Here is a 14,144-nt window from a genome sequence, read left to right on the forward strand (position 1 = left end):
GTGACGAGGTTTCACCCGAAAAAGGAATCAGGCTTCTCATGGGCGAACTGGCCAAAGAAATCCTCCCGGTCAATATCGAAGACGAGCTGAAACAGTCCTACCTCGACTACGCAATGAGCGTAATTGTCGGTCGGGCACTGCCTGATGCGCGCGATGGCTTGAAGCCCGTGCACCGGCGTGTGCTGTTCGCGATGAGCGAGCTGGGTAACGACTGGAACAAGCCGTACAAGAAATCTGCCCGTGTTGTCGGTGACGTGATCGGTAAGTATCACCCTCACGGCGACACTGCGGTGTACGACACCATCGTTCGGATGGCCCAGCCGTTTTCCCTGCGCTACCTGCTGGTAGACGGCCAGGGCAACTTCGGTTCGGTCGACGGCGACAACGCTGCGGCCATGCGATACACCGAAGTACGCATGACCAAGCTGGCGCACGAGCTGCTGGCTGACCTGCATAAAGAAACCGTGGACTGGGTGCCGAACTACGACGGCACCGAAATGATCCCGGCCGTCATGCCAACCCGTATTCCCAACCTGCTGGTCAACGGTTCCAGCGGTATTGCCGTGGGCATGGCCACCAACATCCCGCCGCACAACCTCGGTGAAGTCATCGACGGTTGCCTGGCCCTCATCGACAACCCTGAGCTGACCGTCGATGAGCTGATGCAATACATCCCCGGTCCGGACTTCCCGACTGCCGCGATCATCAATGGCCGTGCCGGCATCATCGAAGCCTATCGTACCGGCCGTGGCCGCATTTATATGCGCGCCCGCTCGATGATCGAAGACATCGACAAGGTCGGTGGCCGCCAGCAGATCGTCATTACCGAACTCCCGTACCAGCTGAACAAGGCGCGTTTGATCGAGAAGATCGCCGAGCTGGTTAAAGAGAAGAAGCTCGAAGGCATCACCGAACTGCGCGACGAGTCTGACAAAGACGGTATGCGCGTGGTGATCGAGCTGCGTCGTGGCGAAGTGCCTGAGGTGATCCTCAACAACCTCTACGCCCAGACCCAGCTGCAAAGCGTGTTTGGTATCAACGTAGTGGCCTTGATCGACGGCCGCCCGCGCATCCTGAACCTCAAGGACCTGCTCGAAGCCTTCGTGCGTCACCGCCGCGAAGTGGTCACCCGCCGCACCGTGTTCGAACTGCGCAAGGCCCGCGAGCGCGGCCACATCCTGGAAGGCCAGGCGGTAGCGCTGTCGAACATCGACCCGGTGATCGCGCTGATCAAGGCTTCGCCGACGCCGTCGGAAGCCAAGGAAGCGCTGATCAAGATGCCGTGGGAATCCAGCGCCGTCGTGGCGATGGTTGAACGTGCCGGTGCCGATTCGTGCCGTCCGGAAACCCTGGACCCGCAATACGGCCTGCGCGACGGCAAGTACTTCCTGTCGCCGGAACAGGCCCAGGCCATTCTGGAACTGCGTTTGCACCGTCTGACCGGCTTGGAGCACGAGAAACTGCTGGCCGAGTACCAGGAGATTCTCAACCAGATCGGCGAGCTGATCCGCATCCTCAACAGCGCTGTGCGCCTGATGGAAGTGATCCGCGAAGAACTGGAAGTGATCCGTGCCGAATACGGCGACGTGCGCCGCACCGAAATCCTCGATGCGCGCCTCGACCTGACCCTGGGTGACATGATCCCGGAAGAAGAACGTGTGGTGACCATTTCCCACGGTGGCTACGCCAAGACCCAGCCCTTGGCTGCGTACCAGGCTCAGCGTCGTGGCGGTAAAGGTAAATCGGCTACCGGCGTGAAGGATGAGGACTACATCGCTCACCTGCTGGTTGCCAACAGCCACACCACGCTGTTGCTGTTCTCCAGCAAAGGCAAGGTGTACTGGCTCAAGACCTACGAGATTCCGGAAGCCTCCCGCGCTGCCCGTGGTCGTCCGTTGGTCAACCTGCTGCCGCTGGACAGTGATGAATACATCACCACCATGCTGCCGGTTGAGGAATACACCGAAGGTCACTTCATCTTCATGGCCACCGCCAAAGGCACCGTGAAGAAGACTCCGCTGGAATCCTTCAGCCGCCAGCGCAGCGTGGGCCTGATCGCCCTGGAGCTGGACGAAGGCGACGTATTGATCTCTGCGGCCATCACCGATGGCGAGCGTGAAGTCATGCTGTTCTCCGATGGCGGCAAAGTGACACGCTTCAAGGAATCCGACGTTCGCGCCATGGGCCGTACCGCTCGCGGTGTGCGCGGTATGCGTCTGCCGGAAGGGCAGAAGCTGATTTCGATGCTGATCCCGGAAGAAGGCAGCCAGATCCTCACCGCTTCGGCGCGTGGTTATGGCAAGCGGACCGCCATCAGCGAGTTCCCGGAGTACAAGCGTGGCGGCCAGGGCGTAATCGCCATGGTCAGCAACGACCGCAACGGCCGTCTGGTTGGCGCGGTGCAGGTGCTTGATGGTGAGGAGATCATGCTGATTTCTGACCAGGGCACTCTGGTGCGTACCCGTGTGGCTGAAGTGTCGAGCCTGGGCCGTAACACCCAGGGCGTGACGCTGATCAAGCTGGCCAGCGACGAAACGCTGGTAGGCCTGGAGCGCGTTCAGGAGCCATCGGAAGTCGAAGGCGAAGAGCTGGAAGGCGAAGACGGTGCGGTATTCGATGGCGAGGTGATCGCAACCGGCGATGACAACGTCGACGAGCCAACCCTCGATGCTGCCGCAGACGAAGAAGAACCGCAGGAATAAGCGGACACACAGGGGGCGGATGAAGATTCGCCCCCTTGTTGTTTGTGTCCCCTTTGAAACACATGTCCTTGGTCTGGCTTCGATCCCTGTGGGAGCTGGCTTGCCTGCGATAGCATCACCGCGGTATCACTGCAACTACCGAGGTGCCTGTATCGCAGGCAAGCCAGCTCCCACAAGGGCTCGCGCCAGCGCAAGGCCGTTGCCGAACATGATTGCAGCCCCAACCAGATCAGAGTGAGATTGGATGTGAGCAAGAGAGCCTATAACTTCTGTGCCGGTCCCGCGGCGCTTCCTGAAGCAGTCCTGCAGCGTGCGCAGGGTGAACTCCTCGACTGGCATGGAAAAGGCCTCTCCGTGATGGAAATGAGCCATCGCAGCGATGAGTTTGTGTCCATCGCCACCAAGGCCGAGCAGGATCTGCGCGACTTGCTGGACATCCCTTCCAACTACAAAGTGCTGTTCCTGCAAGGTGGCGCGAGCCAGCAGTTCGCGCAGATCCCATTGAACCTGCTGCCGGAAGACGGCACTGCCGACTATATCGACACGGGTATTTGGGGTCAGAAGGCGATTGAAGAGGCCTCGCGCTACGGTCACGTCAACGTGGCGGGCACCGCCAAGCCGTACGATTACTTCGCCATTCCCGGTCAGAACGAGTGGAAGCTGTCGAAAGACGCGGCCTACGTGCACTACGTCGCCAACGAAACCATCGGCGGCCTGGAGTTTGACTGGGTGCCGGAAGTGGGTGACGTGCCGTTGGTGTGCGACATGTCTTCGGACATCCTCTCGCGTCCGATCGATGTGTCCAAATACGGCATGATCTACGCCGGTGCGCAGAAGAACATCGGTCCGAGCGGCATCCTGGTCAACATCGTCCGCGAAGACCTGCTGGGTCGCGCGCGTTCGCTGTGCCCGACCATGCTCAACTACAAGGTCGCGGCCGATAATGGCTCGATGTACAACACGCCGCCGGCGTTCGCCTGGTACCTGTCGGGCCTGGTGTTTGAATGGCTGAAAGAGCAGGGCGGTGTTGCCGCCATGGGCAAGCTCAACGAAGAGAAGAAGCGCACCCTGTACGACTTCATCGACGCCAGCGGCCTGTACAGCAACCCGATCAACCTCACCGACCGCTCGTGGATGAACGTGCCGTTCCGCCTGGCCGATGACCGCCTGGACAAGCCATTCCTGGCCGGTGCCGACGCACGTGGCCTGCTGAACCTCAAGGGCCACCGTTCGGTCGGTGGCATGCGCGCCTCCATCTACAACGCTGTCGACATCCACGCGATCAACGCGCTGGTTGCCTACATGGCAGAGTTCGAAAAGGAACACGGCTAATGTCTGAGCAAGAACTCAAGGCCCTGCGTGTACGTATTGACAGCCTGGACGAGAAAGTCCTGGAGCTGATCAGTGAGCGTGCGCGCTGCGCACAGGAAGTCGCCCGCGTGAAAATGGCGTCCCTGGCTGAAGGCGAAGTGCCGGTGTTCTACCGGCCTGAGCGCGAAGCCCAGGTGCTCAAGCGCGTGATGGAGCGCAACAAAGGCCCGTTGGGCAACGAAGAGATGGCGCGGTTGTTCCGTGAAATCATGTCGTCGTGCCTGGCGCTGGAGCAGCCACTTAAGGTGGCGTACCTCGGCCCGGAAGGCACCTTCACCCAGGCAGCGGCCATGAAGCATTTTGGCCACGCGGTGATCAGCAAACCGATGGCGGCCATCGATGAAGTGTTCCGCGAAGTGGCGGCCGGTGCGGTGAATTTTGGCGTGGTGCCGGTGGAAAACTCCACCGAAGGCGCGGTCAACCACACGCTGGACAGCTTCCTTGAGCACGACATGGTGATCTGCGGTGAAGTCGAACTGCGTATCCACCACCACCTGCTGGTGGGCGAGAACACCAAGACCGACAGCATCAGCCGTATCTACTCCCACGCCCAATCGCTGGCCCAGTGCCGCAAGTGGCTGGACGCGCATTACCCGAATGTCGAGCGCGTGGCGGTGTCCAGCAACGCCGAAGCGGCCAAGCGGGTCAAGGGTGAGTGGAATTCGGCGGCCATCGCCGGTGACATGGCTGCGGGCCTGTATGGCCTGACGCGCCTGGCCGAAAAAATCGAAGACCGCCCGGATAACTCCACGCGCTTCTTGATGATCGGCAGCCAGGAAGTGCCGCCGACCGGCGACGACAAAACCTCGATCATCGTCTCCATGAGCAACAAGCCCGGCGCGCTGCATGAGCTGCTGGTGCCGTTCCACGATAACGGGATTGACCTGACGCGAATCGAAACTCGCCCTTCGCGCAGCGGTAAATGGACTTATGTGTTCTTTATCGACTTCATCGGCCACCACCGCGACCCGCTGGTCAAAGGGGTGCTGGAGAAAATCAGTCAGGAAGCCGTGGCACTCAAGGTGCTGGGCTCTTACCCGAAAGCGGTTTTGTGAGGCTTTAACATGAGTGGCAACTTCCTCGCCCTGGCTCAGCCGGGCGTGCAACAACTGTCGCCTTACGTTCCAGGCAAGCCTGTGGACGAGCTGGCGCGTGAGTTGAACCTGGACCCGTCGAAGATCGTAAAGCTGGCCAGTAACGAAAACCCGCTGGGCCCAAGCCCAAAAGTATTGGCGGCGATTCGTGAGGAACTGACTGAGCTGACCCGCTACCCGGACGGTAATGGCTTCGCCCTCAAGTCGCTGCTGGCCGAGAACTGCCGCGTCGAACCGAACCAGGTAACCCTGGGCAACGGTTCCAACGACATTCTTGAGCTGGTCGGCCGTGCGTACCTGGCGCCAGGCCTGAATGCGGTGTTCAGCGAGCACGCGTTCGCCGTCTACCCGATCGTGACCCAGGCTGTGGGGGCTGACGCCCGCGTCATTCCTGCCAAGGACTGGGGCCATGACTTGCCGGCCATGCTGGCGGCCATCGACGCGCAAACCCGCGTGGTGTTTATCGCCAACCCGAACAACCCGACCGGCACCTGGTTCGACGCCCAGGCGCTGAACGACTTCCTGCAGGACGTGCCCGAGCACGTGCTGGTGGTGCTGGACGAAGCCTACATCGAGTACGCCGAAGGCAGCGACCTGCCGGACGGCCTGGACTTCCTGGCGGCTTACCCGAACCTGCTGGTGTCGCGCACCTTCTCCAAGGCCTACGGCCTGGCATCGCTGCGCGTGGGTTACGGCTTGTCCACCGCGGTGGTTGCCGATGTGCTCAACCGTGTGCGCCAGCCGTTCAACGTCAACAGCCTGGCGTTGGCGGCGGCGTGTGCGGCGGTCAAGGATGCCGAGTACCTCGAAGAAGGCCGTCGCATCAACGAAAGCGGCATGCTGCAGCTGCAGGAAGGTTTCCGTGAGCTGGGCCTGGGCTGGATTCCTTCCAAGGGCAACTTCATTTGTGTGGACCTCGGCCAAGTCGCCGCGCCGGTGTTCCAGGGCCTGCTGCGCGAAGGCGTGATCGTGCGCCCGGTGGCCAACTACGGCATGCCGAACCACCTGCGTATCACCATTGGCTTGCCGGCCGAAAACAGTCGCTTCCTGGAGGCGTTGGCCAAGGTTCTGGCTCGTGGTTGATGTCACTGCATTGCAACCTGCTGTGCCTATGATCGGTCGCCTGGTGGTGGTCGGCCTGGGGTTGATCGGTGGCTCCTTCGCCAAGGGCCTGCGTGAAAGCGGGCTGTGTGGCGAGGTGGTCGGTGTGGACCTGGACCCGCAATCGCGCAAGCTGGCGGTGGAGCTGGGCGTGGTGGACCGCTGTGAGGCAGACCTGGCGCTGGCGTGCCAGGGCGCGGATGTGATCCAGCTCGCCGTGCCGATTCTGGCGATGGAGAAGTTGCTGGCCTTGCTGGCGGATATGGACCTTGGCCAGGCGATCCTCACGGACGTCGGCAGTGCCAAGGGCAATGTGGTGCGCGCCGCCAAACTCGCCTTTGGCGGCATGCCGGCGCGTTTTGTGCCGGGCCATCCGATTGCCGGTTCCGAGCAGAGCGGCGTCGAGGCGTCCAATGCGCAGTTGTTCCGTCGCCATAAGGTGATTCTGACCCCGCTTGAGCAGACCGATCCGGCGGCCTTGGCGGTGGTGGATCGTCTGTGGCGCGAGTTGGGCGCGGATGTCGAGCATATGCAGGTCGAGCGCCACGACGAAGTGTTGGCGGCGACCAGCCATTTGCCGCACTTGCTGGCCTTTGGCTTGGTGGATTCTCTGGCCAAGCGCAACGAAAACCTTGAGATTTTCCGTTACGCCGCCGGTGGTTTTCGCGATTTCACGCGGATTGCCGGCAGTGACCCGGTGATGTGGCACGACATCTTCCTCGCCAATCGTGAAGCTGTGTTGCGCACCCTGGACACCTTCCGCAGTGACCTCGACGCCTTGCGCGATGCGGTTGATGCGGGTGATGGCCATCAATTATTGGGCGTGTTTACCCGTGCGCGGGTGGCGCGTGAGCATTTCAGCAAGATCCTGGCGCGCCGGGCCTACATGGAAACCGCTGTGAACGCCGATGAGCAGACCTTTCTCGCCAAACCGGGCGGCCGCTTGAGCGGGCAGATCCGGGTGCCGGGCGACAAGTCGATCTCCCATCGCTCGATCATGCTGGGCTCATTGGCCGACGGCGTGACCGAAGTCGAAGGTTTCCTCGAAGGCGAAGATGCCCTGGCAACCCTGCAGGCGTTTCGTGACATGGGCGTTGTGATTGAAGGGCCGCACCACGGGCGCGTGACGATCCATGGTGTGGGGTTGCACGGTTTGCAGCCGGCGCCGGGGCCGATCTACCTGGGTAACTCTGGTACGTCGATGCGTTTGCTGTCCGGGTTGCTCGCGGCGCAGCGCTTTGACAGTGTGTTGACCGGTGATGCATCGCTGTCCAAACGCCCGATGAACCGCGTGGCCAAGCCACTGCGGGAAATGGGCGCAGTGATCGAGACCGGGCCGGATGGGCGTCCGCCGCTGACAATTCGCGGTGGCCAGGCGCTCAAAGGCCTGGACTATTCGATGCCGATGGCCAGTGCGCAGGTGAAGTCCTGCCTGTTGCTGGCCGGGTTGTATGCCGAGGGCAAGACCTCGGTGACCGAGCCTGCGCCGACCCGTGATCATACCGAGCGGATGTTGCGTGGGTTTGGTTATCCGGTTGCCGTGGCGGGGGCTACGGCGTCTGTCGAGCCGGGCCATGCATTGAAGGCTACACATATAGAAGTGCCGGGGGATATTTCCTCTTCGGCGTTCTTTCTGGTGGCGGCTTCGATTGCTGAAGGCTCCGAGTTGCTGCTGGAGCACGTTGGCGTCAACCCGACGCGCACTGGCGTGATCGATATCCTGCGGCTGATGGGCGCGGATATCACCCTGGAAAACCCGCGTGAAGTGGGCGGTGAGCCAGTTGCCGACCTGCGCGTGCGCGCCGCTGAGTTAAAAGGCATCGAGATTCCCGAGGCCCTGGTGCCGCTGGCGATCGACGAGTTCCCGGTGTTGTTCGTGGCGGCGGCCTGCGCCAAAGGGCGCACCGTGCTGCGTGGCGCCGAAGAACTGCGGGTCAAGGAGTCCGACCGCATCCAGGTCATGGCCGATGGTCTGTTGGCCCTTGGCGTGAAGTGTGAACCGACACCTGATGGGATTATCATTGACGGTGGCCCAATGGGCGGTGGCGAAGTGCAATCCCATGGTGATCACCGCATCGCCATGGCGTTCAGCGTGGCCTCCCTACGGGCGGCCGCGCCGATTCGTATCCGTGACTGCGCCAATGTTGCTACGTCTTTTCCGAATTTTCTTACACTGTGTGCCCACGTCGGCATCCGTGTTGCCCAAGAGGCTCAATTGTGAATATCAAAGCACCGGTGATTACCATCGACGGGCCAAGCGGCTCGGGCAAAGGCACGATCGCCGGCATTCTGGCCAAGCGCCTGGGCTGGTGCCTGCTGGATTCCGGCGCGCTTTACCGCCTGCTGGCCTTTGCCGCACGCAACCATGGCGTCGACCTGACCAACGAAGAATCCCTGAAGCTGCTGGCGGCGCACCTTGATGTGCAGTTCGTCGGCGCGACGGAAGGTCATCCGCAGCGCATCATCCTTGAGGGTGATGACGTGACCGATGACCTGCGCAACGAACAAGTCGGCTCCTGGGCCTCCCAGGTTGCCGCTCTGCCGGCCGTGCGTGACGCATTGCTGCAGCGCCAGCGGGCGTTTCAGGAGCCGCCGGGCCTGGTCGCTGATGGCCGTGACATGGGTACCGTGGTGTTTCCCGAGGCGCCGCTGAAGGTTTTCCTGACCGCCAGCGCCGAGGAGCGTGCTCGCCGCCGTTACTTGCAGTTGAAGGGCAAAGTCGATGGTGTTAGTCTGTCGAGTCTGCTAGATGAGATCCGTGCACGCGATGAGCGTGATACCCAGCGTGCGGTAGCCCCGCTAAAGCCGGCGGCTGACGCCATACAGCTGGATTCCACGGAGTTGTCCATCGAGCAGGTGCTGGAACGCATCTTGAGTGAAATCGCCATTCGCGATATCGCCGGGTGATCAAGAAGGCCGCAGGGGACCAGTCATAGTCCTGCGGTGGCTTCTTTTAACTGAAACTGACCCACACCGTCTGGGGTGTGGAGATGGGCGTATTCTTCGCCCTTATCAACAGGAATTAAAATGAGCGAAAGCTTTGCGGAACTCTTTGAAGAAAGCCTAAAAACCCTGAACCTTCAGGCAGGCTCCATCATCACCGGTGTTATCGTTGATATCGATTACCAAGCTCGCTGGGTAACCGTTCACGCTGGTCTGAAGTCTGAAGCTCTGATCCCGCTGGAACAGTTCTACAACGATGCTGGCGATCTGACTATCAATGTCGGTGACGAAGTTCACGTTGCTCTGGACTCGGTTGAAGACGGTTTCGGTGAAACCAAGCTGTCCCGTGAAAAAGCCAAGCGCGCTGAATGCTGGATTGTTCTCGAAGCAGCCTTCGCAGCTGAAGAAGTGGTCAAGGGCGTTATCAACGGTAAGGTTAAAGGCGGCTTCACTGTCGACGTTAACGGCATCCGTGCGTTCCTGCCAGGTTCTTTGGTCGACGTTCGTCCTGTGCGCGACACCACGCACCTGGAAGGCAAAGAACTCGAATTCAAGGTCATCAAACTCGACCAGAAGCGCAACAACGTTGTCGTTTCCCGTCGCAGCGTCCTGGAAGCAGAGAACTCCGCCGAGCGTGAAGCTCTGCTGGAATCGCTGCAGGAAGGCCAACAAGTCAAAGGTATCGTCAAGAACCTCACCGATTACGGCGCATTCGTCGATCTGGGTGGCGTCGATGGCCTGCTGCACATTACCGACATGGCTTGGAAGCGTATCAAGCATCCTTCCGAAATCGTCAACGTTGGCGACGAGATCGATGTCAAGGTTCTGAAGTACGATCGTGAGCGTAACCGCGTTTCCCTGGGCTTGAAGCAGCTGGGCGAAGATCCATGGGTTGCTATCAAAGCTCGTTACCCAGAAAGCACTCGCGTAACCGCGCGCGTTACCAACCTGACCGACTACGGCTGCTTCGCAGAGCTGGAAGAGGGCGTGGAAGGCCTGGTACACGTTTCCGAAATGGACTGGACCAACAAGAACATCCACCCTTCGAAAGTCGTACAAGTCGGCGACGAAGTGGAAGTTATGGTTCTGGACATCGACGAAGAGCGTCGTCGTATCTCCCTGGGCATCAAGCAGTGCAAATCTAACCCATGGGAAGATTTCTCTGGCCAGTTCAACAAGGGCGATAAAATCTCCGGCACCATCAAGTCGATCACCGATTTCGGTATCTTCATTGGTCTGGACGGCGGCATCGACGGCCTGGTTCACCTGTCCGACATCTCCTGGAACGAAGTGGGCGAAGAAGCTGTTCGTCGTTTCAAGAAGGGCGACGAGCTGGACACCGTTATCCTGTCGGTTGACCCAGAGCGCGAGCGCATCTCCCTGGGTATCAAGCAACTGGAAAGCGATCCGTTCTCCGAGTACGTTCAAGAGAACGACAAAGGCGCAATCGTTAAAGGCACTGTGAAAGAAGTTGACGCCAAAGGCGCCATCATCGTTCTGGCCGACGATATCGAAGCGACTCTGAAAGCCTCCGAAATCAGCCGTGACCGCGTTGAAGACGCGCGCAACGTTCTGAAAGAAGGCCAGGAAGTAGAAGCCAAGATCATCAGCGTTGACCGCAAGAGCCGCGTGATCCAACTCTCCATCAAGTCCAAGGACGAGATCGAAGAGAAAGAAGCAATCCAGAGCCTGCGCGACAAGCCAGCTACCTCTGACATCGCTTCGGGTCCGACCACTCTGGGCGACCTGTTGCGTGCACAAATGGAAAAGCAGAACTAAGTTCTGTCAGACCATAGAAAAAGGGCGACTTCGGTCGCCCTTTTTTGTGCCTGAAATTCGTTGAATCAACAAGTTAGAACCAAGGCGTGCAGCCCAGTGTCAGAGCTGACTATAGTTCTTAACAAATGCTCCGCTGTGTTGTTGTTTCAATAAGGATTTGAATGAACAGGCTTATCGTTTTATTCGCAGTGGTGCTGCTGGCCGGCTGCACTGCCACCAGTGCCAAAACCCACGCCAAGCGCGGCGTCAGCGGCATTGAGATCGATTGCTCGGGCCTTGGCAGCAACTGGGACAAGTGTGAGAAGCGCGCTGCCCGGGAGTGCAAGATGCAGGGCTACAAGGTCATCACCCGATCCAGTGATGCCAAGGACGAGGAGGGTGACTATCTGTTCGGCTGGAACCCTGCCGGCGCTGTCACTCGTACCATGTTGGTGATCTGTAATTGAGGGGGTCAAGCATGTGTTCCGGGTATCCGTTTATGCTGCAGATAAGTTGGCAGGTGGGCTGTTCAAATTCACCAAGTCATGCTAAAACCTTCGAAGCGCTTTTCCTAGCTGCTTGAAAAAGAAGGGAAAAATATGACGAAGTCGGAGTTGATCGAACGAATTGTCACCCATCAAGGGCTGCTTTCATCCAAGGATGTAGAGCTGGCTATCAAGACTATGCTTGAACAGATGTCCCAATGCCTGGCTACCGGGGATCGGATTGAGATCCGTGGTTTTGGCAGTTTCTCCCTGCACTACCGTGCACCGCGAGTGGGTCGCAACCCGAAAACCGGGCAATCCGTCAGCCTTGACGGTAAGTTTGTGCCTCACTTCAAGCCGGGCAAGGAATTGCGCGATCGAGTTAATGAGGATGAAGACGAGGTTTGATACTCGTGAGGGAGTGGGCATGAGTAGATTGACGCGTGTTATTGCAATGCTGGTAGTGTTGGTGCTGCTGCTGTGCATCGTGGCATTTGTGCTGGAAAATCAACAGTCGGTTTCTCTGCAGTTTCTGAGTTGGGCAGCCCCGCAGTTACCAATTTCTGTTTTCGTAGTGCTCGCTTTATTGGTCGGAATGGTTATTGGCCCACTGATGGCGTGGGTTGCCAGGGCGCGGCGCAAGACTCGAGTTTGATCCTGGCCACTATTGATGAGTGGAAGGAAGGGGAGGCGATCGCCGCCCCTTTGCACTGGTTCAATTCGGTTCTTTCTCTCCAGCCCTGAACTTTACGGCCAGCGCTATCAGCGGCAGATAGGCCACCAGCAGTCCCAGAAAGCCATCCAACGTGCCGTTGCCCACGAGCAGCGCCATAGGTAACAGCCATCCAATGTTGATTGCCGCTACCACCAGGGTAACGGGTGCGTGTTTACCGAACTGGCGAGAAGCGAACTGGTAGGCGTGGCTGCGGTGGGCCTCATAGACTTTGTCGCCTCTGAGCAGGCGGCGCAGCAAGGTCCATGTCGCATCAGTGATAAACACACCCAGCAGGATCAGCCAGCTCCACAGTAGCTGCGGCGAGACCCAGGCCGCTTGCAGCGACAGCACCCCCAGCGTGATGCCGAGGAACCCGCTGCCCGCATCGCCCATGAAGATGCGGGCTTTTGGGAAGTTCCAATACAGGAAGCCAACCACTGCAAACGCCAGTAATAACGGTGTAAACGCGATCAGCTCATGACCTGTTAGCCAATAGAGCAGCGCACTGCCAAGGCATACGCAAATAGCCTCGACGCTGGCTATTCCATCAATTCCATCCATGAAGTTATACAAGTTCAGCAGCCATACCAGGTAGACCGCTGCCAGCATATGGCCGATCCAGCTCAAGTCGACGGCGAATCCCGCCACCACCAGCGGCGGCAGGCCACCGATCCAGAACAGTGCCCATGCCGCGGCTATAAAGTGCCCTAGCAGGCGCCAACGTGCGCTGATATGGCCATGGTCGTCCAAAAAACCCAATACCGCGATGCCGGTCCCGGCGCCGAATAATGCGTACGTGAGTGGCCATGTAATCAGGCCAAGGCAGGCAGTCAGCAATAGCGCTAACAGAAAGCTGACGACGATCGAGACACCACCGCCCCTGGGCGTAGGCACGACGTGCGAGCTGCGCGCATTCGGGATGTCGATCAGGCTTCGAGCCAGAGCGTAATGACGCAAGGCCCCCGTTAAAAGGAGTGCGACAATCGTCACAGCCGGTAACAACCACCACATATTCATTTAGTTTGCCGTTCCAAAAAGTGTTTACCTGTTTTACTCAGTGCCTGGTCAACGCTGCTCGGCGGTGTCCAGCCCAGCAGTTCGCGGGTCTTGCCAATATCGACCTGCAGGGAGCCGCATAGCCTTTGAGCGAGTGCCCGGCGACCCAGCGCAGTGGCGCCGGTTTGCAGCAACCAACTCGGCACAGGTAGCAAGCGTGCGGGCTTGTTCAGAGCCGTTCCCATTCGACGCAAAAGCGCTGTGGTCGAGAGGTCCTCCCCGTCACTGACCAGGAAGGTTTGATTGGCGGCAGCGGGGTGCTCGGTGCACGTCACAATCAAATCAATCAAGTTGTCCAGGGCAACCAGGCTGCGTCGATTGTTCACGGCGCCAAAGGGCAAGGGCAGGCCTTTATGCAACCAGCGCATCATGCTCAGGAAGTTCGCTTGAACGCCGGGTCCGTAGACCAATACGGGACGAATGATCACCACTTCCATGCCAGTTTCAGAAGCCAGTTTTCGCAGGCCTTGCTCTGCTTCCTTTTTGGAGATGCCGTAAGGGTCGGTAGGGGTTGTGGGACCGTCAGCCGTATACGGCACGCCAGTCGCCGTGCTCTCGCCATTGACCTTGATCGAGCTGATAAATATAAAGCGCTTAACCCCGGCAGCCGCCGCTTGGCGGGCCAGGTTTAAGGTGCCTTCGACATTGATCCGCCGGTATTCGGCAAGTGGATCGGTGGATGCGTCACTCATGACATGGACCCGGGCGGCCAGGTGGATCACCGTTTCTTGGCTCTCGAGCAACAACTGCCAATCCTGATCGTCGGATAGCCCGCCGATAAGGCGCTGGTTGACGCGCGTATCAAGATCGGCCTTGAGCTCGCGTACAGCAGCGGTAATCGAGTGCTGGCGTTTAAGCAGTGGCGCGATTAACCCGCTACCGACAAAGCCACTCGCTCCCGTCAGGAGGATTTGCATAA

General features: G+C 59.4%; 12 protein-coding genes. 10 read left to right on the forward strand and 2 right to left on the reverse strand.

The features are described from left to right. Positions 1-38 precede the first annotated feature (38 nt). The 10 genes from gyrA to HBO23_RS17260 all read left to right on the forward strand — a co-directional run bounded on the left by gyrA (position 39) and on the right by HBO23_RS17260 (position 12,109). A complete protein-coding gene (gyrA, locus tag HBO23_RS17215) occupies positions 39-2,702 on the forward strand; it encodes a DNA gyrase subunit A (RefSeq protein ID WP_017136106.1) in 2,664 nt (887 codons plus the stop codon). 246 nt (positions 2,703-2,948) lie between these two features. After that, on the forward strand, positions 2,949-4,034 hold the full coding sequence (gene serC / locus HBO23_RS17220) for a 3-phosphoserine/phosphohydroxythreonine transaminase (protein ID WP_026013609.1): 1,086 nt from the start codon (positions 2,949-2,951) through the stop codon (positions 4,032-4,034). Next, complete coding sequence (gene pheA / locus HBO23_RS17225; RefSeq protein ID WP_003172650.1) at positions 4,034-5,128, forward strand: prephenate dehydratase; 1,095 nt, start codon at positions 4,034-4,036, stop codon at positions 5,126-5,128. The genes serC and pheA overlap by 1 nt, the downstream gene beginning before the upstream one ends. A 9-nt stretch (positions 5,129-5,137) precedes the next feature. After that, positions 5,138-6,250 (forward strand): histidinol-phosphate transaminase, encoded by a 1,113-nt coding sequence (hisC, locus tag HBO23_RS17230; protein WP_017136104.1) that lies wholly within the window; start codon positions 5,138-5,140, stop codon positions 6,248-6,250. A 28-nt stretch (positions 6,251-6,278) separates the two neighbouring features. After that, entirely contained in the window at positions 6,279-8,489 is a 2,211-nt protein-coding gene (locus HBO23_RS17235) for a bifunctional prephenate dehydrogenase/3-phosphoshikimate 1-carboxyvinyltransferase (protein ID WP_262378197.1), read from the forward strand. After that, positions 8,486-9,175, forward strand: coding sequence for a (d)CMP kinase (cmk, locus tag HBO23_RS17240; RefSeq protein WP_169985669.1), 690 nt, complete (start codon positions 8,486-8,488; stop codon positions 9,173-9,175). Before HBO23_RS17235 ends, cmk begins: the two co-directional genes overlap by 4 nt. 120 nt (positions 9,176-9,295) lie before the next feature. Continuing rightward, the gene (gene rpsA / locus HBO23_RS17245) at positions 9,296-10,990 is read left to right on the forward strand and encodes a 30S ribosomal protein S1 (RefSeq protein WP_017136102.1); all 1,695 of its coding nucleotides are present in this window, start codon (positions 9,296-9,298) and stop codon (positions 10,988-10,990) included. Positions 10,991-11,151: 161 nt separating this feature from the next. After that, complete coding sequence (locus HBO23_RS17250; RefSeq protein ID WP_017136101.1) at positions 11,152-11,436, forward strand: hypothetical protein; 285 nt, start codon at positions 11,152-11,154, stop codon at positions 11,434-11,436. Positions 11,437-11,568: 132 nt separating this feature from the next. Beyond that, a complete protein-coding gene (gene ihfB / locus HBO23_RS17255; protein WP_003172657.1) occupies positions 11,569-11,862 on the forward strand; it encodes an integration host factor subunit beta in 294 nt (97 codons plus the stop codon). 19 nt (positions 11,863-11,881) lie between these two features. Next, complete coding sequence (locus HBO23_RS17260; protein WP_170038943.1) at positions 11,882-12,109, forward strand: LapA family protein; 228 nt, start codon at positions 11,882-11,884, stop codon at positions 12,107-12,109. 60 nt (positions 12,110-12,169) lie between these two features. Here the strand turns inward: HBO23_RS17260 and HBO23_RS17265 are convergent, their stop codons facing one another. Continuing rightward, positions 12,170-13,186: a glycosyltransferase family 4 protein gene (locus HBO23_RS17265; RefSeq protein ID WP_170038945.1), complete on the reverse strand. Its 1,017-nt coding sequence runs from the start codon at positions 13,184-13,186 to the stop codon at positions 12,170-12,172. Further along, complete coding sequence (locus HBO23_RS17270) at positions 13,183-14,142, reverse strand: SDR family oxidoreductase (protein ID WP_170038946.1); 960 nt, start codon at positions 14,140-14,142, stop codon at positions 13,183-13,185. The genes HBO23_RS17265 and HBO23_RS17270 overlap by 4 nt, the downstream gene beginning before the upstream one ends. Positions 14,143-14,144 lie beyond the last annotated feature (2 nt).

It is taken from the genome of Pseudomonas sp. WS 5532 (genome assembly GCF_012985445.1).
Classification (GTDB): Bacteria; Pseudomonadota; Gammaproteobacteria; order Pseudomonadales; family Pseudomonadaceae; genus Aquipseudomonas; species Aquipseudomonas edaphica.

Excerpts from the sequence above, each read along its gene's own strand:
- gyrA (WP_017136106.1), top strand. The coding sequence starts at position 39 with ATGGGCGAACTGGCCAAAGAAATCCTCCCGGTCAATATCGAAGACGAG.
- pheA (WP_003172650.1), top strand. The coding sequence starts at position 4,034 with ATGTCTGAGCAAGAACTCAAGGCCCTGCGTGTACGTATTGACAGCCTG.
- hisC (WP_017136104.1), top strand. The coding sequence starts at position 5,138 with ATGAGTGGCAACTTCCTCGCCCTGGCTCAGCCGGGCGTGCAACAACTG.
- HBO23_RS17235 (WP_262378197.1), top strand. The coding sequence starts at position 6,279 with ATGATCGGTCGCCTGGTGGTGGTCGGCCTGGGGTTGATCGGTGGCTCC.
- rpsA (WP_017136102.1), top strand. The coding sequence starts at position 9,296 with ATGAGCGAAAGCTTTGCGGAACTCTTTGAAGAAAGCCTAAAAACCCTG.
- HBO23_RS17250 (WP_017136101.1), top strand. The coding sequence starts at position 11,152 with ATGAACAGGCTTATCGTTTTATTCGCAGTGGTGCTGCTGGCCGGCTGC.
- ihfB (WP_003172657.1), top strand. The coding sequence starts at position 11,569 with ATGACGAAGTCGGAGTTGATCGAACGAATTGTCACCCATCAAGGGCTG.
- HBO23_RS17260 (WP_170038943.1), top strand. The coding sequence starts at position 11,882 with ATGAGTAGATTGACGCGTGTTATTGCAATGCTGGTAGTGTTGGTGCTG.
- HBO23_RS17265 (WP_170038945.1), bottom strand. The coding sequence starts at position 13,186 with ATGAATATGTGGTGGTTGTTACCGGCTGTGACGATTGTCGCACTCCTT.
- HBO23_RS17270 (WP_170038946.1), bottom strand. The coding sequence starts at position 14,142 with ATGCAAATCCTCCTGACGGGAGCGAGTGGCTTTGTCGGTAGCGGGTTA.